21 protein-coding genes are annotated in these 24,097 nt (G+C 67.6%); 12 read left to right on the top strand and 9 right to left on the bottom strand.

Annotated features, from left to right (window positions below; genetic code table 11):
• Positions 1-6 precede the first annotated feature (6 nt).
• From AC1DEL_RS07065 to AC1DEL_RS07055, 3 genes are all read right to left on the bottom strand, one after another.
• Positions 7-825, bottom strand: coding sequence for a transporter substrate-binding domain-containing protein (locus AC1DEL_RS07065; protein WP_092294979.1), 819 nt, complete (start codon positions 823-825; stop codon positions 7-9).
• A 3-nt stretch (positions 826-828) separates the two neighbouring features.
• Entirely contained in the window at positions 829-1,584 is a 756-nt protein-coding gene (locus AC1DEL_RS07060; RefSeq protein ID WP_441592714.1) for a GntR family transcriptional regulator, read from the bottom strand.
• Positions 1,585-1,756: 172 nt separating this feature from the next.
• Positions 1,757-2,794 carry an ABC transporter substrate-binding protein gene (locus AC1DEL_RS07055; RefSeq protein ID WP_092294983.1) on the bottom strand — a complete coding sequence of 346 codons (1,038 nt, stop codon included), beginning with the start codon at positions 2,792-2,794 and terminating at the stop codon, positions 1,757-1,759.
• Positions 2,795-3,071: 277 nt separating this feature from the next.
• Between AC1DEL_RS07055 and AC1DEL_RS07050 the strand changes: the two genes are divergently transcribed.
• Together AC1DEL_RS07050 and AC1DEL_RS07045 are read left to right on the top strand one after the other, a co-directional pair.
• Positions 3,072-4,280 carry an NAD(P)/FAD-dependent oxidoreductase gene (locus AC1DEL_RS07050; protein ID WP_477125633.1) on the top strand — a complete coding sequence of 403 codons (1,209 nt, stop codon included), beginning with the start codon at positions 3,072-3,074 and terminating at the stop codon, positions 4,278-4,280.
• Between the two features lie 101 nt (positions 4,281-4,381).
• A complete protein-coding gene (locus AC1DEL_RS07045; RefSeq protein ID WP_143093896.1) occupies positions 4,382-4,657 on the top strand; it encodes a YcgL domain-containing protein in 276 nt (91 codons plus the stop codon).
• 12 nt (positions 4,658-4,669) lie between these two features.
• Here AC1DEL_RS07045 and paoC read toward each other — a convergent pair whose 3' ends face one another.
• From paoC to AC1DEL_RS07025, 4 genes are all read right to left on the bottom strand, one after another.
• A complete protein-coding gene (gene paoC / locus AC1DEL_RS07040) occupies positions 4,670-6,886 on the bottom strand; it encodes an aldehyde oxidoreductase molybdenum-binding subunit PaoC (RefSeq protein ID WP_477125632.1) in 2,217 nt (738 codons plus the stop codon).
• 24 nt (positions 6,887-6,910) lie between these two features.
• Positions 6,911-7,861, bottom strand: coding sequence for an FAD binding domain-containing protein (locus tag AC1DEL_RS07035; protein WP_477125631.1), 951 nt, complete (start codon positions 7,859-7,861; stop codon positions 6,911-6,913).
• The gene (gene paoA, locus AC1DEL_RS07030; protein ID WP_477125630.1) at positions 7,858-8,526 is read right to left on the bottom strand and encodes an aldehyde dehydrogenase iron-sulfur subunit PaoA; all 669 of its coding nucleotides are present in this window, start codon (positions 8,524-8,526) and stop codon (positions 7,858-7,860) included. Before paoA ends, AC1DEL_RS07035 begins: the two co-directional genes overlap by 4 nt.
• 134 nt (positions 8,527-8,660) lie before the next feature.
• Positions 8,661-9,575 (bottom strand): LysR family transcriptional regulator, encoded by a 915-nt coding sequence (locus tag AC1DEL_RS07025; RefSeq protein WP_369823431.1) that lies wholly within the window; start codon positions 9,573-9,575, stop codon positions 8,661-8,663.
• A 108-nt stretch (positions 9,576-9,683) separates the two neighbouring features.
• On the opposite strand from AC1DEL_RS07025, the gene AC1DEL_RS07020 reads away from it, so the two are divergent.
• A complete protein-coding gene (locus AC1DEL_RS07020; protein WP_441592712.1) occupies positions 9,684-10,790 on the top strand; it encodes an NADH:flavin oxidoreductase/NADH oxidase in 1,107 nt (368 codons plus the stop codon).
• An 81-nt stretch (positions 10,791-10,871) separates the two neighbouring features.
• Positions 10,872-11,282 (top strand): rubredoxin, encoded by a 411-nt coding sequence (locus tag AC1DEL_RS07015; RefSeq protein WP_092294995.1) that lies wholly within the window; start codon positions 10,872-10,874, stop codon positions 11,280-11,282.
• A 93-nt stretch (positions 11,283-11,375) separates the two neighbouring features.
• Here the strand turns inward: AC1DEL_RS07015 and AC1DEL_RS07010 are convergent, their stop codons facing one another.
• Together AC1DEL_RS07010 and AC1DEL_RS07005 are read right to left on the bottom strand one after the other, a co-directional pair.
• Positions 11,376-13,268 carry a lactonase family protein gene (locus AC1DEL_RS07010; RefSeq protein WP_477125629.1) on the bottom strand — a complete coding sequence of 631 codons (1,893 nt, stop codon included), beginning with the start codon at positions 13,266-13,268 and terminating at the stop codon, positions 11,376-11,378.
• 168 nt (positions 13,269-13,436) lie between these two features.
• Positions 13,437-14,363, bottom strand: a complete 927-nt coding sequence (locus AC1DEL_RS07005; RefSeq protein WP_441645349.1) for a LysR family transcriptional regulator — start codon at positions 14,361-14,363, stop codon at positions 13,437-13,439.
• Positions 14,364-14,746: 383 nt separating this feature from the next.
• On the opposite strand from AC1DEL_RS07005, the gene AC1DEL_RS07000 reads away from it, so the two are divergent.
• From AC1DEL_RS07000 to pssA, 8 genes are all read left to right on the top strand, one after another.
• Positions 14,747-15,664 (top strand): alpha/beta hydrolase, encoded by a 918-nt coding sequence (locus AC1DEL_RS07000; RefSeq protein WP_092295001.1) that lies wholly within the window; start codon positions 14,747-14,749, stop codon positions 15,662-15,664.
• A 181-nt stretch (positions 15,665-15,845) separates the two neighbouring features.
• Positions 15,846-17,111 carry an efflux RND transporter periplasmic adaptor subunit gene (locus AC1DEL_RS06995; protein WP_092295002.1) on the top strand — a complete coding sequence of 422 codons (1,266 nt, stop codon included), beginning with the start codon at positions 15,846-15,848 and terminating at the stop codon, positions 17,109-17,111.
• A 104-nt stretch (positions 17,112-17,215) separates the two neighbouring features.
• A complete protein-coding gene (locus AC1DEL_RS06990; protein WP_441592708.1) occupies positions 17,216-20,404 on the top strand; it encodes an efflux RND transporter permease subunit in 3,189 nt (1,062 codons plus the stop codon).
• A 37-nt stretch (positions 20,405-20,441) separates the two neighbouring features.
• Positions 20,442-21,959 (top strand): efflux transporter outer membrane subunit, encoded by a 1,518-nt coding sequence (locus AC1DEL_RS06985; RefSeq protein ID WP_092295006.1) that lies wholly within the window; start codon positions 20,442-20,444, stop codon positions 21,957-21,959.
• Between the two features lie 131 nt (positions 21,960-22,090).
• Positions 22,091-22,498, top strand: a complete 408-nt coding sequence (locus AC1DEL_RS06980) for a hypothetical protein (protein WP_441592707.1) — start codon at positions 22,091-22,093, stop codon at positions 22,496-22,498.
• A 69-nt stretch (positions 22,499-22,567) separates the two neighbouring features.
• Positions 22,568-23,038, top strand: a complete 471-nt coding sequence (locus tag AC1DEL_RS06975) for a DUF2127 domain-containing protein (RefSeq protein WP_092295008.1) — start codon at positions 22,568-22,570, stop codon at positions 23,036-23,038.
• A 100-nt stretch (positions 23,039-23,138) separates the two neighbouring features.
• On the top strand, positions 23,139-23,429 hold the full coding sequence (locus AC1DEL_RS06970) for an antibiotic biosynthesis monooxygenase family protein (protein WP_092295010.1): 291 nt from the start codon (positions 23,139-23,141) through the stop codon (positions 23,427-23,429).
• Between the two features lie 14 nt (positions 23,430-23,443).
• Positions 23,444-24,076, top strand: coding sequence for a CDP-diacylglycerol--serine O-phosphatidyltransferase (pssA, locus tag AC1DEL_RS06965; protein WP_092295012.1), 633 nt, complete (start codon positions 23,444-23,446; stop codon positions 24,074-24,076).
• Positions 24,077-24,097 lie beyond the last annotated feature (21 nt).

Below are 24,097 nucleotides of genomic sequence, written 5' to 3'. Positions count from 1 at the left end.
TTCAGATCAGAGCTGGGCCGGCAGCGGACGCAGCAGCCACTTGATCGACAGCGAGTTCAGCGCGCCGTCCTTCTTGGCTTCGGCCAGGATGGCGTTCACCTTGGCCTGGAGCGCGGGCTCGTCCTTGTTCATGCCGATAAAGCACGGCGAGTTCTTGATCAGGAACTTGGTCTCGGGCGCCTTGGGCGCATGCTTGGCGATCAGCGCGGCGGCGACCACGTTGCCGGTGGCAATCAGCTGCACCTGGCCGGACAGGAACGCGGAGATCGTCGCGTTGTTGTCCTCGTAGCGCTTGATGGTGGCGTTGGCCGGGGCGATCTTCGACAGCTCCAGGTCCTCCACCGCGCCGCGCGTGACGCCGACGGTCTTGCCGGCCAGGTCGGCGGCGCTCTTCACGGGCATGTCGGCCGGGCCGAACACGCCGTTGTAGAACGGGGCATAAGCTTCGGAGAAGTCCAGCACCTTCTCACGCTCGGGATTCTTGCCGAGGCTGGAGATGATCAGGTCCACCTTGCGGGTCTGGAGGTAGGGCACGCGGTTGGTGCTGGACACCGGCACCAGTTGCAGCTTCACGCCCATCCGCTTCGCCATCAGCGCGGCCACGTCGATGTCCAGGCCCTGCGGCGCCATGTCGGCGCCAATCGAGCCGAACGGCGGGAAGTCCTGCGGCACCGCCACGCGCAGCACGCCGGCCTTGGTGATGTCCGCGAGCGTGTCGGCCTGCGCCGGGCGGGGCAGGGCGGCCACGCAGACGCTGGCGAACACGCCCAGCAGCAGCGCGCGGCGCGCCTTGGAGAACAGCGGGGTCGATGGAGTCGGGGTCATCGGTCAGTCCTTTTGCAAAGCGGGTGGGTTGGAGCGGGAGGAAGCGGAGATCGGGGGCGCTGGCGCGCGGCCGGAAACCGGCGCCAGGGCATGGCGCAGGCCGGCCAGCGGGTCCGCCGGCACGGCGTCCAGGCTGGCGTGGACTTCGCCGAGGTGGTCGGTCATCAACCGGGCGGCGCGTTCGCCGTCGCCGGCGGCCAGCGCGTTGACGATTTCCTCGTGCTGCGCGCAGGAGCGGCCCGCGTCAGCGGCGGACTGCTGGCGGCTGGCGACGAGCGTGGTGCGCGCGGTCAGGTCGCGCAGGGTATCCACGAGCAGGCCGTGGCCCAGCGCGGCGCACAGGCAGACATGGAAGTCGCCGAGCAGGAAGCTGCGCTCGCCGGCGTCGTCGCCGTCCAGCGCCGCCTTTTCGCGGGCGATATGCACCTTCAGTGTGTGGATGGCCGGCGCGCTGGGCGGCTGGGCCGCGCTGATCTCGCGCAGCAGGCCGGTCTCGATGATGCGGCGGGCGGCAAACGCGGCGCGGATATCGTCGGCGCCGGGTTCGATCAGGTACCAGCCGCGCCGGGCGCTTACGGTCACCATGCCGCGCGCGGCCAGCCGCATCAGCGCCTCGCGCACCAGCGTGCGGCTGACGCCGAACAGCGCGGCCAGTTCCTGCTCGCCCAGGCGCGAGCCCGGCAGCAGCTTTTGCGCGAGCATGGCCTCGGTGATGCGCTGGGCAATGTCGGCGGAGGGTTTGTCTTGGAGTTCGCTCACGGGGACCACTATTGCAAGTGGTATGCCAGCCTTGTATGCAAGACTTGTGAGCAAAGTTGGGGCGCAAGGGGCCGGTCAGCCCCCATCGGCGCCGGCATCGGCCCCAACAGGGTGCATGACCGGCCGCGCGTGGTGCACGCAGCCGGTTGATCTTTGGGGGGAGCCCCGGGGCTTACGCCTTGAGCTTGCGTTCCGCCGGGGCCGGCAGGAACTGGCCGGTCCAGATATCCGCCACGGTCAGGCCGGGCTTCATCCCGAACGCGCCGACCGTCTCGTCGATGGTGGCCTGCAGCCGTGCCTGGGTGGCGGCGCCCCAACCGTCGCGCAGCGTATCGGGCGTGCGCATCGACCCGTCGACAATCAGCTTCAGCCGTTCGAATTCCAGCGTCTGGTCGGCCAGCGGCTCGCGCGCCTTGACGGCGGCGGCGCCGGCCTGCGGGTCGGCCATCGCCTCGATCCAGCCGCGCGTGGAGGCCTTGACGAAGGCCTTCATGGCGTCCGGGTGCTCGGCCATGCTCTTCGGGTTGGCCACCAACCCGTTGCCGTACGATTTCATGCCGTAGTCGGAGAAGCGGAACACGCTGAGCTTCTCCGGGCCCATGCCGCGCGCCTTGAGGTTGAGCAGGCCGGTGAAGTAGAAGTAGGCCACGGCGTCGAAGTCACCCTTGACGAAGCGGGTGTCGCCGATATCCGGCGTGGCGCTCTCCCATTTGATCGAGGACGGGTCGAAGCCCTGCGCCTTGGCGAACACCGGGAACAGCTTGCGCGAGGCGTTGAACGGCTGGCCGAGGATGGTTTTGGCCGCCAGATCGCCCGGCTTGCGGATCGGGCCGTCCTTGCGCACGATCACGGCGTTCGGGTTCAGGTCGTACTGGATGGCCACCGCCTTGAGCGCGGCGGCGGGGTTGGCGGCGTTGAATTCGAGCATAGCGGCCAGATCCGCCGAGGCGCAGTCGTAGGCGCCGCCCGCCACGAGGCTGATGGCCGAAGCCGAGCCGTTGCCGGTGTCGATCACCACGTCGAGCCCGGCGTCCTTGTAGTAGCCGCGCTGCTGGGCCAGCAGGAAGCCGGCGCCGGACGCCTCGACCTTCCAGCCGAGGTTGAACTTGAACTTCTGCAGGCTGCCGGCGGCGCGCACGAAGGCGGGGGCGGCGATCAGCGACGACACAGCGGTGGCGGCGGTGGCATGGAGAAAGGAACGGCGGCGCATGGAAAAGCTCTCCGGAAAATGGGTGTGGGAACACGCGGCGAGCAATTTCCGGGCGGCCCGACATGGCGAGGCGGGCCGCTGAACGCTTCTACTCTCCTGGCCACCGGTTCAGCAGGTTCCGTGCCACGGCCCAGGCGCCGGGCGGGCCGTGTGGCGCACCGCAATGTGTCATGCCATGCGCCATGGCGGCGCATTGGCGATGCATCGGCGCCCCGGCTGGGCGAACATCGGCGCGATGGCTTGCCGGCGGCGCCTTATCCGACTAAGGTTTCGGCCCATGACGAAGACGACTGACAAGACGCCACGGGTTGCCGTGGTGGGCGCCGGCATTGTGGGCTGCTGTATCGCGCTGGCGCTGCGCAAGCGCGGCGCCGACGTGACGCTGATCGACCGGGGCGCCCCCGCGCAGGGGTGCAGCTACGGCAATTCGGGCGCCATCAGCGTGAGTTCGGTGGCGCCGCTGGCCATGCCGGGCGTGCTGGCCTCGCTCCGCAAGATGCTGTTCGATCCGGAAAGTCCGCTCCATCTGCGGCTGGCCTACCTGCCCACGGCGGCGGCGTGGCTGACGCGCTTCGTCCTCTCGGCCGCGCCGGGGCGCGTGGCGGAGTCGGCGGCAGCGCTGGCCGCGCTCCACGCCAACGCCGGGGACCGCCACGAGGCGCTGGCGCGCGAAGTCGGCGTGCCCGAGCTGTTCATGCGGCGTGGCCATCTGCATCTTTATCCCGATGCTGCCGCGCTTGAGGCGGATGCGGCGGCGTGGCAGCTGCGCGAGCGCTTCGGCTTCCGCTTCGAACGGCTGGACCGCGCCGGCATCGAGGCGCTCGAGCCCGGCGTGGCGCCGCGCTACCAGGCGGGCGTCTTTCTGGCCGACCACGCCACCATCCGCAACCCGGCGCGCTACACGGAGGCGATTGCCGCGGCCTTCGTCGCGCGCGGCGGCCGGATCGTGCGCGACGAGATTCGCGGGATGCGCCGGCAGGACGGGGAATGGCTGCTGAGCGGTGCGGAAGGCCGCCACACGGCGGACCACGTGGTGGTGGCGGCGGGCGCCTGGTCGCGCCGGCTGCTGGACCCGCTGGGCGTGCGGCTACAGCTGGAGAGCCAGCGCGGCTATCACGTGCAGTTCACCAACCGGCACGGCGCGGTGTCGCGCACCGTGGTGCTGACCGATCGCAAGATCTTCGTCACGCCGATGGAGGGCGGGCTGCGCGTGGGCGGCACGGTGGAGATCGCCGGGCTGGCGGCGCGGCCCGATCCGAAGCGCGCGGCCATCCTCGAACGTATAGCGCGGGAGACATTCAAGGGGCTCGAAGACGCCCACGTCACCACCTGGATGGGCCACCGGCCCTGCATGCCGGACTCCGTGCCCGTGGTGGGACCGGCCGAGGGCCAGCCCGGCCTCTGGCTGGCGGTGGGCCACGGCCACCTGGGGCTGACCGACTCGGTCAACACGGCCGACCGGATCGCCGATGCGTTAATCCGTTAATCCGTTGGAGCATTAATACTTTGATACAGGGACGCCCTTGACCTCCGGCCGACCGGCATCCTAAAAATTAGACAGTTCCGTTCCTCTCGAAGGGTACCGTCGTGAAGATCTCGATACATCGTCGTGGTGTACGCGCTCTTTTCGTCGCGCACACACACCCGCTGGAAAACATCCCGCCCGCCATGCTCGCCTGGCTCGGTCCGCCCGAGCGGGTGGAGTCGTGCGATTTCGATCCCCACACGCCGCTGACCGGCCTTAGCGCCACCGAGGTCTGGAGTGCGCTGCAGCGTGACGGCTACTGCGCGGTGGACGAATGCCGCATCCTGGCCGAGGCGCGACACCGGCATCCGGTGTCGGCGCCCCGGCCGTGGGACTAGGGGCTCAGGCCCTCAGGCGGACAGGTCGGGCATCCGCCCGAGCAGCTTGTCGAGCGTGACCGGGTAGTCGCGCACGCGCACGCCGGTGGCGTTGAAGACCGCGTTGGCGATGGCGGCGCCCACGCCGCAGATGCCCAGCTCGCCCACGCCCTTGGCCTTCATCGGCGAGGACATCGGGTCGGTTTCGTCGAGGAACACCACCTCCTGCGGGCCGATGTCCGCATGCACGGGCACCTCGTAGCCGGCCAGGTCGTGGTTGATGAAGCAGCCCAGCCGCTTGTCCACCGCCAGCTCCTCCATCAGCGCCGCGCCCACGCCCATCGTCATCGCGCCGATCACCTGGCTGCGGGCCGACTTCGGGTTGAGGATGCGCCCTGCGGCGCAGACCGCCAGCATGCGGCGCACGCGGATCTCGCAGGTGTCCGCATCCACGCCGACTTCCACGAAATGGGCGCCGAAGGTGGATTGCTGGTAGCGGCGCGTGAGGTCGCCGAACTCGATGGTGTCTTCGGCCACGATGTCGCCGCGCGCGGCCACGGTGGCCAGCGGCACGGCGCGCCCGCCCGGGTTGTTGCCGCCGGCGCGGACCCGGCCGTTCTCGAACACCGCCGTGGCGGCATCAAGACCGGCCTGCGTGGCAATCGCCTCGCGCAGCTTCACGCACGCGGCGTAGACGCCGGCGGTGGAGCTGTTGCCGCCCCACTGGCCGCCCGAGCCGGACGAGACCGGGAAGGTCGAGTCGCCCAGCCGCACGATGACCTTGTCGATCGGCAGGCCCAGCATTTCGGCGGCGGTCTGGGCGATGATGGTGTAGCTGCCCGTGCCGATGTCGGTCATGTCGGTTTCCACGGTCACCATGCCGCGCTTGTCCAGCCGCACGCGCGCGCCGGACTTGGCCACCTGGTTGTTGCGGAACGCCGCCGCCACGCCCATGCCCACCAGCCACTGGCCGTCGCGCACCGCGCCGGGGCGCGTGGCGCGGCCCTTCCAGCCGAAGCGCTCGGCGCCGATGCGCAGGCAATCGACCAGACGCCGCTGCGAGAACGGGCGCTCGGGCTTCTCCGGGTCCACCTGGGTGTCATTGCGTACGCGGAATTCCACCGGATCGAGGCCGAGCTTGCCGGCCATCTCATCCATGGCGATCTCCAGCGCCATCATGCCGGGCGCCTCGCCGGGCGCGCGCATGGCGTTGCCTTCCGGCAGGTCCAGCGCGGACAGCCGCAGCGCGGTCATGCGATGGGCGCCGGCGTAGAGCAGGCGCGTCTGCTGCACCGCGTTCTCGGGCTTCACGCCGTCGATGTCGCCGGACCAGCTTTCATGGCCGATGGCGGTCAGCCGGCCGTCACGCCCGGCGCCGAGGCGGATGCGCTGGATCGTGGCCGGCCGGTGCGGCGTGTTGTTGAAGATCAGCGGGCGCGTCAGTGCCACCTTCACGGGCCGGTGTACCGCCCGCGCGCCGAGGGCGGCGAGCACGGCATCGGCGCGCACGAACAGCTTGCCGCCGAAGCCGCCGCCGATAAAGGGCGAGATCAGGCGCACGTTGTCCTTCGGCACGCCGAGCGTCTGGGCGAGGTCGCCCCGGCTCCAGTCGATCATCTGGTTGGAAGTCCACACCGTGAGCTGGTCGCCGGTCCAGCTCGCCATCGACGCATGGGGCTCCATCATCGCGTGGGCCTGGTCGGGGGTGGCGTAGGTGGCATCCAGCTGCACCGGGGCTGACGCGAAGGCGCCGGGGAAATCGCCCCGGGCCGATTCGGGCGTGCCGCTCTTGGGGCGCGTGGCCCCGTCGCGTGAGGCGGCGAGGTCGAAGCTGCCGCGCTCGCGTTCATAGCGCACGCGCACCAGCTGCGCGGCGGCGCGTGCCTGCTCGAAGGTCTCGGCCACGACCAGCGCGATGGCCTGGTGGTAGTGCTGTACCTCCGGGCCGCCCAGCAGCCGGGCGTTGTTGAAGCGGCCCTTGCCGAGCGTGCCGGCGTTGGCGGCGGTGACGATGGCCAGCACGCCCGGCGCGCGGTGCGCGGCGTCGGTGTCGATGCCGGCGATGCGGCCCTTGGCGATGCCGGCGCCCACCACGTAGCCATAGGCGGCGTTGCGGGCAACGTCGTGCCATTCATAGGCGTAGCGGGCGACGCCGGTGGTCTTGAGCGGGCCGTCGATGCGGTTGAGCGGCTGGCCGACCACCTTGAGCTGGTCGATCGGATTGGTGGTGGCGGGCGTGTCGAATTTCATCGGAGCGTCCTTGTTTCCGTTCGGTCAGCGCTTGGCCTGCAGCAGCACGGCGCCGAGCGTGCGCTCGGCCAGCGCCACCTTGAAGGTGTTCTCGGGCGTGGGCGTGGCGCCTTCCAGCAGGCGCTGGGTGACGGCGCGCGCGCCCCGCGGCAGGTCCGCCTCGGCGGCTTCCACGCGCCACGGCTTGTGCGCCACGCCGCCCAGCGCCACGCGGCCGGTGCCGTCGCGCTGGACGATGGCAGCCACCGAGACCAGCGCGAACGCGTACGAGGCCCGGTCACGCACCTTGCGGTAGGCGTGCACGCCGCCGAGCGGACGCGGCAACGTGACGGCCGTGATCAGCTCGCCGGGCAGCAGCGCGGTCTCGATATGCGGCGTGTTGCCAGGCAGGCGATGGAAATCGGCAATCGGGATGACGCGCGCGGCGCCATTCGGCTGGACGGTTTCCACGGAGGCGTCGAGCAGGCGCATGGCCACGGCCATATCGCTCGGATGGGTGGCGATGCACGCCTCGCTCACGCCGATCACCGCGTGCTGGCGCGTGACGCCGCCGATGGCCGAGCAGCCGCTGCCCGGCGTGCGCTTGTTGCACGGCAGGTTGGTGTCGTAGAAGTAGGGGCAGCGGGTGCGTTGCAGCAGGTTGCCGGCCGTGGTGGCCTTGTTGCGCAACTGGCCCGAGGCGCCGGCCAGCAGCGCGCGGGACAGTACGCCGTAGTCGCGCCGCACGCGGGTATCGGCGGCCAGGTCGGTATTGCGCACCAGCGCGCCCACGCGCAGGCCGCCCTCGGCGGTGGGCTCGATCTTGTCGAGCCGCAGGCCGTTCACGTCGATCAGGTGCGAGGGGGACTCGATGCCGAGCTTCATCAGGTCGAGCAGGTTGGTCCCGCCCGCGATAAAGCGGCTACCCGGCGTGCGCGCGGCGGCTGCGGCGGCCTCCGCCGGGGTCTTGGCGCGTTCGTAGCTGAAGGGATTCATGCCTGCCTCCCGGCCACTTCGGTCATGGCGTCGGCGATGTTGGCGTAGGCGCCGCAGCGGCAGATATTGCCGCTCATGCGCTCGCGGAACTCCACCACGGTCATCTGGGGCCGCGCGTTGAGGTCGGCGCTGACATGGCTGGGAATGCCCTGGCGGATCTCGTCGAGCACAGCCACGGCGGAGCAGATCTGCCCCGGCGTGCAATAGCCGCACTGGTAGCCGTCATGCTTGACGAAGGCGGCCTGCATCGGATGCAGGCTGTTGGGCGTGCCCAGGCCCTCGATGGTGGTGACCTTGCCCCCGTCGTGCATCACGGCCAGCGACAGGCAGGCGTTGATGCGCCGCCCATCGGCCATCACCGTGCAGGCGCCGCACTGGCCGTGGTCGCAACCCTTCTTGGTGCCGGTGAGGTGCAGGTGCTCGCGCAGGGCATCGAGCAGCGTGGTGCGGGTGTCCAGCTTGAGCGTGTGGCGGCGCCCATTGACGTCGAGCGTGACGCTGGCCACCACGGGCGGGCGGCTGGCGTTGGGGGAGGGCGAGGGGATGTTTACATTAGTGGGGCTGTCCTGCGCCTGGGCGGCTGGCACGGCCGCTGCGGTGGCCGATGCCGCGCCCGCCTTGAGCAGGTCACGCCGTGACATTCTGATGTCGCCGAAATCTTCCATGGGGGGCATCCTTGTTTTGTGGACTTTCGGGCAAGGCAAACCGGAATGATAGGAGGCGTGGCCCACAAAGGGTAGACGCAGGAATCTGCATACACTTGTTAGCTGTGCTCATGAATGCAGGCCATCGGCGCCCGTCACAGCTCCGGTGGCAGCAGGCAGACCATGCTGCCGCAGGCCGCCTCGATCCGTTGGCGGAGGTACCGGATCACGCCCGTGGCGCGTGCCGACAGGGGCCATTCGGCACGATGGATCCACCACAGCGTGTCCACCACCGGCGGACCGCATTCGGCCACCTTGACCGGGCGGGTGCGCTCCCACGCCTCGCGGGCGAAGCGTGGCACCACGGTGAAGCCGAGCCCCCGCGCCACCGGCTCGTGCAGCATGCCAATCTGGTTGCTAAAGCCGCGCCTAGGCAGGTGGAACGCCCCTGGGTTGCCGGGAAAGCGCCGACTCAGCAGCCGGTTGGCCATCGCCTGGCCTTCGGCATGGTCGATGAAGCCGATGCGCACGAGATCGTCCCAGCTATGGACTTCCTCGTCGGGCGGGATCACCAGTTCCAGCGGTTCCTCGATAAACGGCGTGGCCGTCAGGCGCGTGTCGTCCGGCTTGAGCGTGACGATGCCGAGTTCGTAGCGGTTGTGCAGCACCGCCTCCAGCACCTCGGTATCGGGCGCGAAGCGGTGCCGCACGGCCAGCCCGGGATGCTCCTGCTGGAGGTCCAGCAGCATCGGGTAGATAAATAGGCCGATGCTCCCTGGCGTGATCAGCGCCACCTCGCCCTGTGTGGCATCGGCGTCGGAGAGCCGCGAGGCCAGCCGCTCATGCGCCTGGTTCACCTCGGCGCAGTATTCGAGCAGCGCCGCGCCCGCCGGGGTCAGTTCCAGGGCGCGGGGGCGCCGGATCAGCAGTGATCCATACATCTCTTCGAGATGCCTTACGTGTTGACTGACGGCGGCCTGGGTCAGCCCGAGGCGGTCTGCCGTGCGCGTGAAGTTGCCCAGCTCGGCCAGGGTGGCGAAGGACTTCAGCCATTGCGGGTTCACCATCATCGATTCACCATAACAAACTCTTATTGCGATGATAATCGCCAGATAGTTTTCATTATAGCGTCGCCCGCCTACGATTGGCACCCTCGACAACACCCCCGGAGCCATCCGATGAGCGACGCCGCTTTGTTCACCCCCTTCACGCTGAAAGACGTCACGCTGCGCAACCGCATCGCCATTCCGCCGATGTGCCAGTACAGCGCCGTCGACGGTGTCACCAACGACTGGCATCTGGCGCATTACACCGGGCTGGCGCGTGGCGGTGCGGGCCTGGTGATCGTCGAGGCCACGGCCGTGTCGCCGGAAGGCCGCATCTCCCCGGGTTGCACCGGCCTGTGGAACGACGAGCAGATGGCCGGCATGGCGCGCATTGCCGCCGCGATCAAGGCCGGCGGTGCCGTGGCCGGCATCCAGATCGCCCACGCCGGCCGCAAGGCCAGCGCCAACCGGCCCTGGGAAGGCGACGACCATATCGCCGAAGACGATGCGCGCGGCTGGCCGACCATCGCCCCGTCTGCCGTGCCGTTCGGCGCCCACCTGCCCAAGGTGCCGAAGGCGATGACGCTCGACGACATCGCCCGCGTGCAGGCCGACTTCGTGGCCGCCGCCAAGCGCGCGCTGGAAGCTGGCTTCCAGTGGCTTGAGCTGCACTTCGCGCACGGCTACCTCGCCCAGAGCTTCTTCTCGCGCCACGCCAACCAGCGTACCGATGGCTATGGCGGCGACGTGGCCGGCCGTAGCCGCTTCCTGCTGGAAACGCTGGCCGCCGTGCGCGAAGTCTGGCCGAAGAACCTGCCGCTGACCGCGCGCTTTGGCGTGATCGAATATGACGGCGACGACGCCCGCACGCTCGACGAATCGATCCAGCTGACCCGTGCGATGCGCGAAGGCGGGCTCGACATGCTCAATGTCAGCGTCGGCTTCACCATCCCCGACGCGCAGATCCCGTGGGGCCCGGCCTTCCTGGCCCCGGTGGCCGAGCGCGTGCGCCGCGAGGCCGGCCTGCCGGTGGCGGCGTCGTGGGGCATCGACAATCCGGCCATTGCCAACCAGGCCGTTGCCGATGGCCAGATCGACCTCGTCATGGTGGGTCGCGCGCTGCTGTCCAACCCGCACTGGCCCTATCAGGCGGCCATGGCGCTGAACGTGGAACGCCCGTCGTGGGTGCTGCCGGCGCCGTATGCGCACTGGCTCGAGCGCTACCGGGTGCAGCAGTAAGGCGGATCCCGGCGGCGCGGCTTGAAGCGCCGCCGATCATCCCCATCTAGGCGCCTTTGCCGCCCTCAACCCGATCGACGCATGTACAAGAAAGGCTCCGTCCTAGAACTTCAGTTTTCCCCGCAACGCCTGAACGATGGCGCTGGTGATCCGTTCTGGATCGACTTCACGCTGGAGGAGACCCAGGCGCTGATGGCGCGGCTCCAGGGTCACATGGCCGATCTGGCGAGCGCCACGGCCGCGCCGCTGGTCTTCAGTCTCGATGACCCCGAAACCAGCCAGGACGCCCCCGCCAGCGCCGGGAAGCCAGCGGCCCCCGAAGCGGAATTCAAGCAATGGGTGTGCATCATCTGCGGCTGGGTCTACGACGAAGCGGCCGGCCTGCCCGAGGACGGCATCGCGCCCGGCACGCGCTGGGAAGACATTCCGGACGACTGGCGCTGCCCCGAGTGCGACGTGGGCAAGGAAGACTTCGCGATGGTGGAGTTCTGAGCGGTCCGAGCTGATTAGTACCTGAAATGAAAAACAGGGCGGGAGTGCATCCCCGCCCTGTTTTTTTTGGCTTTTCCCCTCAGGCGGTGGCGCCTACCACGGCACGCTGTACAGCAGTGTCGGCGCGGCCAGGATCGACACGGTTGCGGGCGTCAGCGGCGTCAGCGCACCGGTCACGCCGATAACGTACTGGCGGATTTCGAGGCTGCTGGCATTCGGCACATAAAGGAAGCGCCCGGTCGGGTCGATCGTCGGCGCGCCGGGAAGGGTGCCCGCGGCAACGGTGGGCTGGGGCATCGCCACCAGCGTGCCATCGGCGGCGATCGTGTACTGCGAGATCCTGCCGGATGCCGGGCTCGTGGCGTACAGGTAGCGGCCCGAAGGGTCGATGCTGAGGTGCTGTGGCTGCCCGTCGGTGGCAATGAGCACGGCCGGCAGGGGCGTCACATTGCCTGCACCGTCGACGCGATACTCCATGATTCGGTTATTGATGGGGTCCGCCACATACAGATAGCTGTTGGAAGGATGCATCGCCAGCGCTGACGGCGCCACAGCCAGGGCGAGATGGCTGCTGGAGGTCAGCGAGCCATCCGGGGCGATCGCAAAGACGTCGAACCCCGGTGTGGCGGACGAGCTGGCAATCAGGTACTGGCCATCGGGCGTAGCGACCATCCTATCGGGCCGGAAGGTCGTCCCAATCGGGGTCGTCGGGGTCGTCATGTTGCCGAGGACATCGAGAGTGGCGGTGCGGATGTTGAATACGTCACTTCCCACGAAGAGGAACCGTCCGAGGGGGTCGCGCAACAGGCTGGTGGGCGTGCCGCCGTAGGCCCAGTTCCCCGCGCTGCTGATCCACGTGCCGTCCGCGGCCACGTCGAACTTGTACGTCCATCCGCTCGTCGTCGAAAAGTACAGCGTTCTCAAGCTGTCGTCATAGGCCATGGCGATCGGATCCCCGCTGTAGCCATAGGCATTGCCGGAAATGACCAGCTGGCCGTCCGACATCACGCTGTAGACGTCCGTCCGCGTCGCGGAGGCGGCCGGCATGTAGAGGGTGCCAATCGGCTGCGAGGTGCAGATCACTGCGATATTCGTGACGTTGGCGGCGGCCACCGTGCCGGAGCTGTTCACCACGGTACAGGTCTGCCCGAGTGGCAGGGTGTTGATGGTGACATTGAAGGTGCCGCCCGTCGGAAGGGCGGTCGGCATGGTGAATCCGCCGTTCTCGGAAATCGTGAGGAAGTCCGTGCCGTTGTTGGCCAGGGTGACCTGGCTCGACAGACCCGCCACGGTGCCGCCCACACTGTATGTGGTCGTGGCGCAAACCACGTCCACCGAGGCAATGTCCGCGATGACCGCGCTGCCTTGGTGCCCATTCACGGTGCAGGTCTGGTCGGCCGGCTGGGCGGATACCGTTACGAGGTAGCTGCCGTTGTAGGGCACGGGTGTCGGAAAGCTGAACGTGCCATTCGCGCTCAGGGTCAGGGTATCCGCGCCATTGTTGTGCAGGACGACCGACTGCCCGCCAGCCAGTCCGCTGACCTTGCCACCGACGGTGAAGCGAGTGGTGGCACAGACCACGGCGATATTTGTGACCGCTGCGGTCACACCGGCCCCGGCGCCGCCTGCCACCGAGCAGACCTGTCCGGCCGGCTGCTGGGCGATGGTGACCGCGTAGCCGCCGTTGTGGGCCACGGGCGTGGCGAAGGTAAAGCTGCCGTCGGCGGTCAGCGTCAGCGCATCCTGCCCGTTGTTTTGAAGCACCAGTTGGCTGCCGGCGGCGAGGCCGGCGAGGGTGCCGCCAATGGCGTACGGGCCGGGGGTTGCCGGCACCGTGGGCGCCGTGGGCACTGCCGGTGCCTCGGTGGATTCGTCCGCCGCGCATCCGCCCAACAGCAGGGCGGTGAACAGCGCGAGGCATGGCAGAAAGGCGGCTTGTACGCGCAAAGGCCGCGCGGCGTGGCGCCAGCGCAGGAGATGGCTCATGATTGGACCCGTTTGTGATTATTGTTGATATGTCAAGCGGCAGAAACGTAGCAAGAAAACCGGCGTGAATCAATACGGCGCGATCCATCCCCGCTTCGTGTTGGACGCTGAAATGAAAAAACCCCTTGCACAGCGGTGCAAGGGGTTTGCGGACCGGTCTGGCAAGGCCTACGCCGCCAGTTGCTGCGGCGCCACGCCGAAGTGCGGATGCCGGGAGAACAGGTCGGCCGCCCAGTTCACGAAGACCCGCACTTTCGCCGACAGGTGGCGGTTCTGCGGGTACATCGCCGAAATCGGTAATTCCTCGGTCTGCCAGTCACCCATGACCTCGACCAGCCGGCCGCTCTGGACGTAGGGCTCCGCCATTGCCCGCGAAATCTGGGCGATGCCGTGGCCTTCCAGCGCGCAGCCGATGTAGACGTCGGCGTCGTTGGTGGAGATGGCCGAGGGCAGCAGGATCTCGCTGCTCTCGCCGCCGCGTGACAACGTCCACGGCATTTCGCGGCCGTGCCGGTTGGACAGATAGTTGATGGCCTTGTGCTGCGCCAGCTCGGTCAGGTCGGCGGGTGTGCCAAAACGCCGCAGGTAGATCGGCGAGGCAAAGAACGCCAGTTTGACCTGGCCCAGGCGCCGCGCCACCATCGCCTCATCCAGCGAGCCCACGCGCAGCACCAAGTCCACGCCTTCCTGGAGCAGATCGATCGGCTTGCCGTTGATGGTCAGCTCGAGCTTCAGTTCCGGGTAGGCGTTGTAGAAATCGTGCAGGTTGGGAATCAGCACCATCCGCGCGAGGCCGGCCGTGGTGTCCACGCACAAGGTGCCGCGTGGCGAGTTGTTATGGCGCGTGAGCGACTGCTCGGCTTCCTCCACGTCCGCCAGAATGCGCACGCAGCGTTCGTAATAGGCGGCGCCGTCCGTGGTCACGCTGATGCGCCGCGTGGTCCGGTGCAGCAGCTTGACGCCGAGATGGGTCTCCAGGTTCTGGATCAGGCGGGTGAGCGTGGCTTTTGGCAGGTCCAGGGACTCCGCCGCGCGCGCAAAGCTGCCGACATCCACCACCCGAGTGAATGCCTGCATAGAGACAAGACGATCCATGATGTTGCTTCCGAAAGGGGTGAGACCGGGGGCTACGTTCCGAAGGATGGTGTCTGGCGGGAGTGGGGTCGCGCATGTCAAGTGCGTGCCCTGGGTTTGCTGCCGGCGGTCCGCCAGTGGCGGCCGGAGCGGGGATGGGTGGAGGTCTGGGGGCTCGGTGGCGGGCGCGGTTCCCCAACCGTGCGTGCACCGAGGACCGGAGTGAATCACATTTCCGGTGTCCTTGCCAAGCGTGTGGTTTCACTTCTCGCAACACTCTGGCGATTATTCCACTCCAGAAACAGTGCGTTGGCAATCTCCAGCTTTATCCCAATCGGGTCAATCACCATAATTCGTTGCATCGCAACACAGTATCGACGGCCCGTGCAGGCGTCGTAACCACCATGTCAAAGACCGTGAATCCCATCACCCCCGCCGTGAAACCGGCTGCAGGCAAGGGAGAAGCGCGCGCTGAGCAATACATGGTGGCGAGCGGCGACCGCGAGATCAAGGTCTGCGTGGCCTATCCCGCCGGGTATGCACCGGCGGCGGGCAGCACCGAGTTGCTGCCGTGGCTGGTGTACCTGCACGCGGGCGGTTTTGTCGAAGGTGGCGTGGAAGCGGCACAGGCATTGGCGCGGGATCTGGCGAAGTCGGTCCCGGCCGTGGTGGTGACACCGGCGTATTCGCTGGCGCCCGACCATCCGTTTCCGGCCGCGCCGGAAGATGCGGTGAATACGGCGGTCTGGGTGCTCAAGCACGCCAAGAAGCTGAAGGTGGACAAGCTGCGCTTCGCGCTGGTCGGCGAGGAAGCCGGCGGCAATCTCGCGATTGCGCTGGCGCAGATGCTGCGTGACCGCGGCCTGCCGCAGCCCGCCGGGCAATGGCTGATCCGCCCCGTAACGGACCCGTGCCTCCAGCACGCGTCGATGTGCACGACCGGCCAGGTGCCGATGGAGATGCTGCGCCGCCTGGCCTGCAACTATCGTGATTACCTGCCCACGCCGGCCGCCAGCGTGCACCCGTATGCGGCACCGGCCATGGCATCGCGCCTGGTGGGGCTGCCGTCCACGCTGGTGCAGGTGGCCGAGAAAGATGCGTTGCGCGCCGAGGGCGAAGCCTTCGCGGCAAAACTCGTCAAGGCGGGCATTCCGGCCCGCACCCTGATCATGCCCGGCGCCTGTGGCGACGGGGTGGAAGAATCCCATGAGCAGTGCCAGGCATGGGTCAACGAAGGTGCGCGGTTCTTGCGCGAGTGTTTTGCGCAAACCGACGATACCTCATCACCGGCCGAACGCCGGCCCGGCGCTCAAGGAGCCTGAGCGACCGGAGCAAGTTAGCCAGCGCCCTTTGAGGCTGGCAGCGGTAGTGGCATAGCCCCGTCCATCCAGGCGGGGACGAACCCTTGTTTCCCATTTTTCCGGGCCTTCCAGCCCGGCGGGGGGCGTTCGGCCTTTTGCTTTTCCAGTTGAAGAAAACCCGACGAACACGGAGTGAAGAAAAATGAATCATCAGTCTCGACGCACGCTGATCGCCATTGCCATCGTGGCAATCCTGGGCGCCGGCGTGGCGACCTCGGTTCTGCGTCCCTGGCACGGCGGGGAAGCACAGGCCAACCCGGCACCGTCCGCCCCTGCGGTGGAAGTGGCGGCGGCTGTGGGGCAGACCATCACCGAATGGGATGAATTCTCGGGCCGCATCGAGGCCGTGGACCGCGTGGAGATTCGTCCGCGCGTCTCCGGCACCATCGACACGGTGCATTTCCGCGAAGGCTCCATCGTGAAGAAGGGCGATCCGCTGTTCACGATCGACCCGCGTCCCTATGCGGCCGAAGTGGCCCGTGCCGACGCCGCGCTGAACGCGGCCCAGGTGCGCGCCAGCCACGCGCAGAGCGAAAAGGTACGCGCCCAGCGCCTGCTGGATGACAACGCCATTTCGAAGCGCGAGTTCGACGAGCGCATCAACGCTGCCAGCGAGACCACCGCCGACGTGCGTGGCGCGCAGGCTGCGCTGGAAGTGGCGCGCCTGAACCTGAGCTACACGCGCATCGTTGCACCGGTTTCGGGCAAGGTGTCGCGTGCGGAAATCACGGTGGGCAACCTCGTGGCGGCGGGTGCGGCTTCGCCGCCGCTGACCACGGTGGTGTCGGTCTCGCCGGTGTACGCGAGCTTCGACGTGGACGAGCAGAGCTACCTGCGCTACACGGCGCCGGGCGCCGGCGGCGGCAAGAACGACCTGCCGGTGTTCGTCGGCCTGGCCAACGAGGACGACTACCCGCACAAGGGCAAGATCCACTCGGTGGACAACCGCCTCGATACGCGCAGCGGCACCATCCGCGTGCGCGCGGTGTTCGACAACGCCGACGGCCGCCTGCTGCCGGGCCTCTATGCCAAGGTCAAGCTCGGGGGCGGCACGCCGCACCCGGCGGTGCTGATCAATGACCGCGCCATCGGCACGGACCAGGGCAAGAAGTTCGTGCTGGTGGTGGACAAGGCCAACAAGCTGGTCTACCGCGAGGTGAACCTCGGGCCGTCGTTCGAAGGGCTGCGCGTGATCCGCAAGGGTCTGCAGCCGGGCGAGAACATCGTCGTGAATGGCCTGATGCGCGTGCGTCCGGGCGATACCGTGGCGCCGAAGCCGGTAGCCATGGCCTATCGCAGCGAACTCGAACCGCGTGGCACCACGCCGGACCGCAAGCAGGCTGCCGAGGACAAGGCGGGCCAGGCCGACAAGCCTGCCGAAGCCGCAGCGGCCAAGACCGTGAGCTGAGCACTACCCCGCAGTACGCACAGGTAGCTTAATTTTTTCTCCCTTGCAGCATATGGCGTCCGCTCCGGCGGACGGCCAGGGGGAGTGCTTTCGCCGAGACCAAGATGAATCTCTCGAAATTCTTTATCGATCGCCCGATCTTCGCGGGCGTGTTGTCGGTGCTGATCTTCCTGATCGGCGCCATCTCGATGTTCAAGTTACCGATCTCGGAGTATCCCGAGGTGGTGCCGCCGTCGGTGGTGGTGCGCGCGCAGTTCCCGGGCGCCAACCCGAAGGTGATCGCCGAAACGGTGGCCACGCCGCTGGAAGAGCAGATCAATGGCGTCGAGGACATGCTGTACATGAACTCGCAGGCCAACAGCGACGGCAACCTCACGCTGACGGTGACCTTCAAGCTGGGCACGGACCCGGACAAGGCCCAGCAGCTTGTGCAGAACCGCGTCTCGCAGGCCGAGCCGCGCCTGCCCGAGGACGTGCGCCGCCTGGGTATCACGACCGTCAAGAGCTCGCCCGACCTGACCATGGTGGTCCACCTGGTCTCGCCGAACGACCGCTACGACATGACGTACCTGCGCAACTACGCGCTGATCAACGTGAAGGACCGCCTTGCGCGGATCCAGGGCGTGGGTCAGGTGCAGATGTTCGGCGCGGGCGATTACTCGATGCGCGTGTGGCTGAACCCGGAGAAGATCGCCGAGCGCCATCTTGCCGCGTCAGACGTGGTCAAGGCCATCCGCGAGCAGAACGTGCAGGTGGCAGCCGGTGTGATCGGCCAGTCGCCGTCGCTGCCTGGCACTGACCTGCAACTGTCGGTGAACGCGCAGGGCCGTCTGCAGACCGTCGAGGAATTCGGCGACATCGTCGTCAAGACCTCGTCCGACGGCGTGGTGACCTACCTGAAGGACATCGCCCGCATCGAACTCGGTGCGTCGGAGTACGCGCTGCGCTCGCTGCTGGACAACAAGTCCGCCGTGGCGCTGCCGATCTTCCAGGCACCGGGCTCCAACGCCATCCAGATCTCGGATGACGTGCGCAAGACCATGGCCGAGCTCAAGGAGAACATGCCGGAAGGCGTGGACTACAGCATCGTCTATGACCCCACGCAGTTCGTGCGCCATAGTATCGAGGCCGTGGTTCACACCCTGTTCGAGGCCATCGCGCTGGTGGTGCTGGTGGTGATCCTGTTCCTGCAGACCTGGCGCGCGTCGATCATCCCGCTGCTGGCAGTGCCGGTGTCGATCGTCGGTACCTTCGGCCTGATGCATGCGTTCGGCTTCTCGATCAACGCGCTGTCGCTGTTCGGCCTCGTGCTCGCCATCGGTATCGTGGTGGACGATGCGATCGTGGTGGTGGAGAACGTCGAACGGAACATCGAGGAAGGACTCTCGCCGAAGGAGGCCACCTACAAGGCCATGCGCGAAGTGAGCGGCCCGATTATCGCCATCGCGCTGACGCTGATCGCCGTGTTCGTGCCGCTGGCCTTCATGACGGGCCTGACCGGCCAGTTCTACAAGCAGTTCGCGCTGACGATCTCGATCTCGACGATCATCTCGGCCTTCAACTCGCTGACGCTGTCGCCGGCGCTGTCGGCCTTGCTGCTGCGCGGCCATGATGCGCCGAAGGACTGGCTCACGCGTGGCATGGACAAGGTCTTCGGCGGCTTCTTCAAGCGCTTCAACCGGTTCTTCCACCGCAGCTCCGATAACTATGGCCGCGGCGTGACGGGTGTGATCCGTCGCAAGGGTGCGGTGTTCGGCGTCTATGCCGTGATGCTGGTGGCCACGTGGGGCGTGTTCCAGATGGTGCCGAAGGGCTTCGTGCCGGCGCAGGACAAGCAGTACCTGGTGAGCTTTGCCAAGCTGCCGGACGGCGCCACGCTGGACCGTACGGAAGACGTGATCCGCCGCATGTCGGATATCGCCCTCAAGCATCCGGGCGTGGAATCGGCCATTGCGTTCCCGGGCCTGTCGATCAACGGCTTCACCAACAGCCCGAGCGCCGGCATTGTGTTTGTCTCGCTCGATCCGTTCGATCAGCGCAAGAGCAAGGAGTTGTCCGGCGATGCCATCGCAGCGGATCTGAACAAGCAGTACGGTGCGATCCAGGACGCGTTCATCGCCGTGTTCCCGCCGCCGCCCGTGCAGGGCCTGGGCACCATCGGCGGTTTCAAGCTGATGATCGAGGATCGCGCCGCGCTGGGTTATGACGCGCTGTTCGATGCGACCAATGCGTTCATGGGCAAGGCACGCGCCACGCCGGAGCTGGCTGGCATCTTCAGCAACTACCAGGTGAACGTGCCGCAGCTCGACGTGCAGCTGGACCGTACCAAGGCCAAGCAGCTCGGCGTGCCGGTGACGGACGTGTTCGATACGCTGCAGACCTACCTTGGCTCGGCGTACGTGAACGACTTCAACAAGTTCGGCCGTACGTATCAGGTGAAGGTGCAGGCAGATGCGCAGTTCCGCGCCCATGCCGAGGACATCCTGCAACTGAAGACCCGCAACGTGAATGGCGACATGGTGCCGCTGTCCTCGCTGGTCCAGGTGAAGCAGGGCTTTGGCCCGGACAGCGTGGTGCGCTACAACGGCTTCACGGCCGCTGACATGAACGGCGGTCCGGCACCGGGCTTCTCGTCGGGTCAGGCGCAGGCTGCAGCCGAGCGCATCGCCGCCGAAACGCTGCCGAAGGGTATCAAGTTCGAATGGACCGAGCTGACCTATCAGGACATCCTGGCCGGCAACGCGGGTGTGTGGATCTTCCCGCTGTGCGTGCTGCTGGTGTTCCTGGTGCTGGCAGCCCAGTACGAGAGCCTGACGCTGCCGCTGGCCGTGATCCTGATCGTACCGATGAGCCTGCTGGCCGCCATGACCGGCGTGTGGCTGACGCGTGGTGACAACAATATCTTCACGCAGATCGGTTTCATCGTGCTGGTGGGGCTGTCCGCGAAGAACGCGATCCTGATCGTCGAATTCGCACGGGAACTGGAGCACCACGGCCGTACGGTGGTGCAGGCCGCGATCGAAGCGAGCCGCCTGCGTCTGCGCCCGATTCTGATGACGTCGTTCGCGTTCATCATGGGTGTGGTGCCGCTGGTGGTCTCGACCGGCGCCGGCTCGGAAATGCGTCATGCGATGGGCGTGGCGGTGTTCGCGGGCATGCTCGGCGTGACGTTCTTCGGCCTGTTCCTGACGCCGGTGTTCTACGTGGCGCTGCGCCTGTGGGCCACCCGTGGCCAGCGTAAGGCCGTGGCGAATGACGCCTCGGCTTCTCACGCGGTGGCATCGGCGGAATAAGCCAATCAGAGACATGAAAGCAAAAAGGGAACACATCATGATTGCGCAATTGACACGCACGCTGCCCCGCCTGGCCACACTGGCCGCCGCGCTGGTGCTGGCGGGCTGCTCGCTGGCGCCGACCTACAAGGTGCCCGAGACCGCCTCCGTGCCCGCGTTCAAGGAAGCGGAAGCGGCGCAGGCCGAAGGCGCGCAGTGGAAGACCGCTACGCCGGCCGAGGGCCAGCATCGCGGTGACTGGTGGAAGGTATTCGGCGATGCCGACCTGGACCGCCTGATCACGGCCGCCAACGGCAGCAACCAGGACCTCGCTGCCGCAGCCGCCCGGCTGAAGCAGGCGCGGGCCTTCATGGGCGCGACCGAGGCCGACCTCTATCCGCAACTGAGCGTCGGGCTCGATCCGACGCGTACGCAGGCGTCAGCCGCCTCGCAGGGCCTGCCTGACGGCACCCGTGTGTCGCCGCAGACCGTGTACAAGGCCCGTGCCTTCGCCAGCTACGAGCTGGACCTGTTCGGCCGCGTGGCCAGCAGTGTGAACGCCGCCCGGGCAGACACCCAGGCTGCCGAGGATCTGTATCGCTCGGTGCAACTCGCGCTGCAGGCTGACACCGCGCAGGCCTACTTCGCGCTGCGCACGCTGGATAGCGAACGCGAACTGCTGAACGCGACGATCAAGCTGCGCGAGGATGCGCTGTCGCTGCTGAAGAAGCGCTACGACGCCGGCGAGACTACCGACCTCGATCCGGCCCGTGCCGAAGCCGAACTGGGCACCGCGCGCGCGGACCTGGCCGGTATCGAGCGTCGCCGCGCCAATCAGGAGCATGCGCTGGCCGTGCTGACCGGCGTGCCGCCGGCGCAGTTCACGCTGGCTGCGCGGCCGTTCGACACGGCACCTGTGGCGGTGCCGGCCGGCCTGCCGTCGGAGCTGCTGGAGCGCCGTCCCGATATCGCCGCCGCCGAGCGGCAGATGGCGGCCGCCAACGCGCGGATCGGCGTGGCGAAGGCCGCGTTCTTCCCGCGTATCTCGCTGACCGCGCTGTTCGGCTTCGAATCGGCCGATCTGTCGAACCTGTTCAAGTGGTCGTCGCGTACGTGGATGCTGGGGCCGCTGATTGGCACGACCGTCGCGCAGACCGTGTTCGACGGTGGCCGCAACAGTTCGAATCTGGCCGGCGCCCGCGCCGCGCACGAGGAAACCGTGGCGTCGTACCGGCAGACCGTGCTGGTGGCCTTCCGCGAAGTGGAAGACAGCCTGGCCGACGTGCGCTGGCTGAGCCAGCAGGGTACGGCGCTGGACGGCGCGCTGGCCGGCGCCCGCCGCGCGCAGCGCATCTCGCGCAGCCGCTACGATGCCGGTGCGGTCGATTACCTGACCGTGATCGACGCGGACCGCACGGTGCTTCAGTCGCAGCGTGAGGCTAATCAGGTCGCGGGCCTGCGCGCAGCGGCGACGGTGTCGCTGGTGCGCAGCCTCGGCGGCGGCTGGGGTCCGCTGCCGGAGTCGGTGGCGGCCAACGGCACCGCGCAACCGGCGGCGCAACAAACCGCCCAGTAGCCTAGGCAGTAAGCGGCGTAACAAGTCGTAAGCCCCGGCAGGGGCACGCTGGCGCGAGGTATCCAGAGCACTACACTGGATGCATCGCGCCAGTTTCTTTTTGTAGCGGCGCCATGAAAGAGGAGGGCGCCATGCCATCGAGACTGCTTGTTGCCATGATGGCGGCCACCCAGTTGTCGCTGGGCATGCTGTGGCCCCAGTGGGCAGGCGCCCAGCCCTCGACCACGGGATCGATCGCGGTAGGCGGCTCGGCGCATGTGAAGGGGCCAGTCACGGTGCAGGGCACCCTGAGCGTGGACGGCAGCGTCTACGCAGAGGGTCCGATCACCGCCGCGTGGTTCTCCTCCCCGGGGCGCGGCTATCCGCCGCCGCCGGCGCGCGGCCTGCTCAAGGTGTTCCATGGGCCGTTGACGGTACATGGCACGATGGTGGTGCACGGCGACCTGCATGTCGATGGGCCGCTCACGGTCACCGGCCCGCTCGAGGCCGGCGGTGGCATCGACGCCGGCGGCCCGATGGTGGAGCGGCAGGCGCGCTAGGCCAGCCGGGCGGTCCGTCCCGCCGCGAATGCTGCACAATGGCGGCTTCGTCGACTCCCGCAACTCGCCATGGCAAAAGGGGCAGCAGCCAGCCCGCAACTGGGCCTCAAGAGCATTGCAATGTTCGAAGCCGCCAAGGGCGCGCTCGTCATCCTGGCCGGCATCGGCCTCGTGGCGCTGCTGCACCGCGACGCGCAGGCACTGGCGGAAGCCATCGTCAGCCGCTTCCATATCAACCCGGCGAGCCGGTATCCCACCATCTTCCTGTCGCTGCTTGCCCATCCCACGGATGGGCGGCTCTGGGCCATTGGCGGCTCGGCCGCGATGTACGCGCTGATGCGGTTCACCGAAGCCTATGGCCTCTGGCGTGGGCGCGCATGGGGCAACTGGCTCGGCGTGTGGTCCGGCGGCATCTATATTCCGGTGGAGGTTTACGAGGCGATCCGCCATCCCACATGGCTCCATGTGGGGCTGGCCGTGGCGAACGCGCTCGTGGTGGCCTACCTCGTGATGGGGCTGGCGCGGCACCGCGTGACGTGACGAGCGCGCGCCAAAATCTGCTAAGGTAGACAGCAAGCCGCTTCGCGGCGCATTGCTGACTGATCGGAAGACTCTGATCCCACCCGAACACGAGACCATCATGATTCACGAAATCGCCCAGATCACCATCAAGCCCGGCATGGAGTCGCAGTTCGAAGGCGCTGTGGCGCAGGCCAAGCCGCTGTTCCTGCGTGCGCGCGGCTGCCACGGCATGAACCTGCGACGCTCGATCGAGCAGCCGTCGCAATACGCGCTCGTGGTGGCCTGGGAAACCGTGGAAGACCACATGGTCCACTTCCGCGAGTCCGACGACTTCCAGACCTGGCGCAAGCTCGTGGGCGACTGCTTTGCCGCGCCGCCCCAGGTGCATCACGTCACCACCGTGCTCTGACCCGGAGGTTGCGCATGGCGACACCCCAGGAGCGCCCACGGCATTTCTCGATGCTACGCGACCTGCAGCTGGCCGATTTTTTTACACTGGCCAACGCGGCGTGCGGAATGGGATCGGTATTTTTTGCCATGTACTACGTGGCCGAGCCGATGCTGACCTATTTCTACATCGCCGCGGCGCTGGCGCCGGCAGCCTTCATCTTCGATGTGCTCGACGGCCGTATCGCGCGCTGGCGCCACGCCCATTCGGCGCTGGGCCGCGAACTCGATTCGCTGTCTGACATCATCTCGTTCGGGGTGGGCCCGGCCACGCTGGCCTTCGCCGCCGGCATGCGCGGCGGCTGGGACCTCGCCGCGCTGATCTACTTCGTCTGCTGCGGCGTCAGCCGGCTGGCACGCTTCAACGTGACCGCCGAAACGCTGGCCGAGGGCACCGGCAAGGTCAAGTACTTCGAAGGCACCCCGATCCCGACCAGCGTGGTCCTGACGGGCATCCTGGCCTGGTGCGCCGCCGCTGGCCGCATCGGCGATGCCCTGCCCGCCGGCGCCTGGCTGATCGGCCCCGGCACCTTCCACCCGATGGCGCTGCTGTTCGTCCTGAGCGGCTCGTTCATGATCAGCAAGACGCTGCGGATTCCGAAGTTTTAGGGCGTTTTCGTCCTGCCGCCG

The organism is Cupriavidus sp. 10L43_2 (genome assembly GCF_056395265.1).
This window is presented reverse-complemented; position numbering and strand designations above follow the sequence as displayed.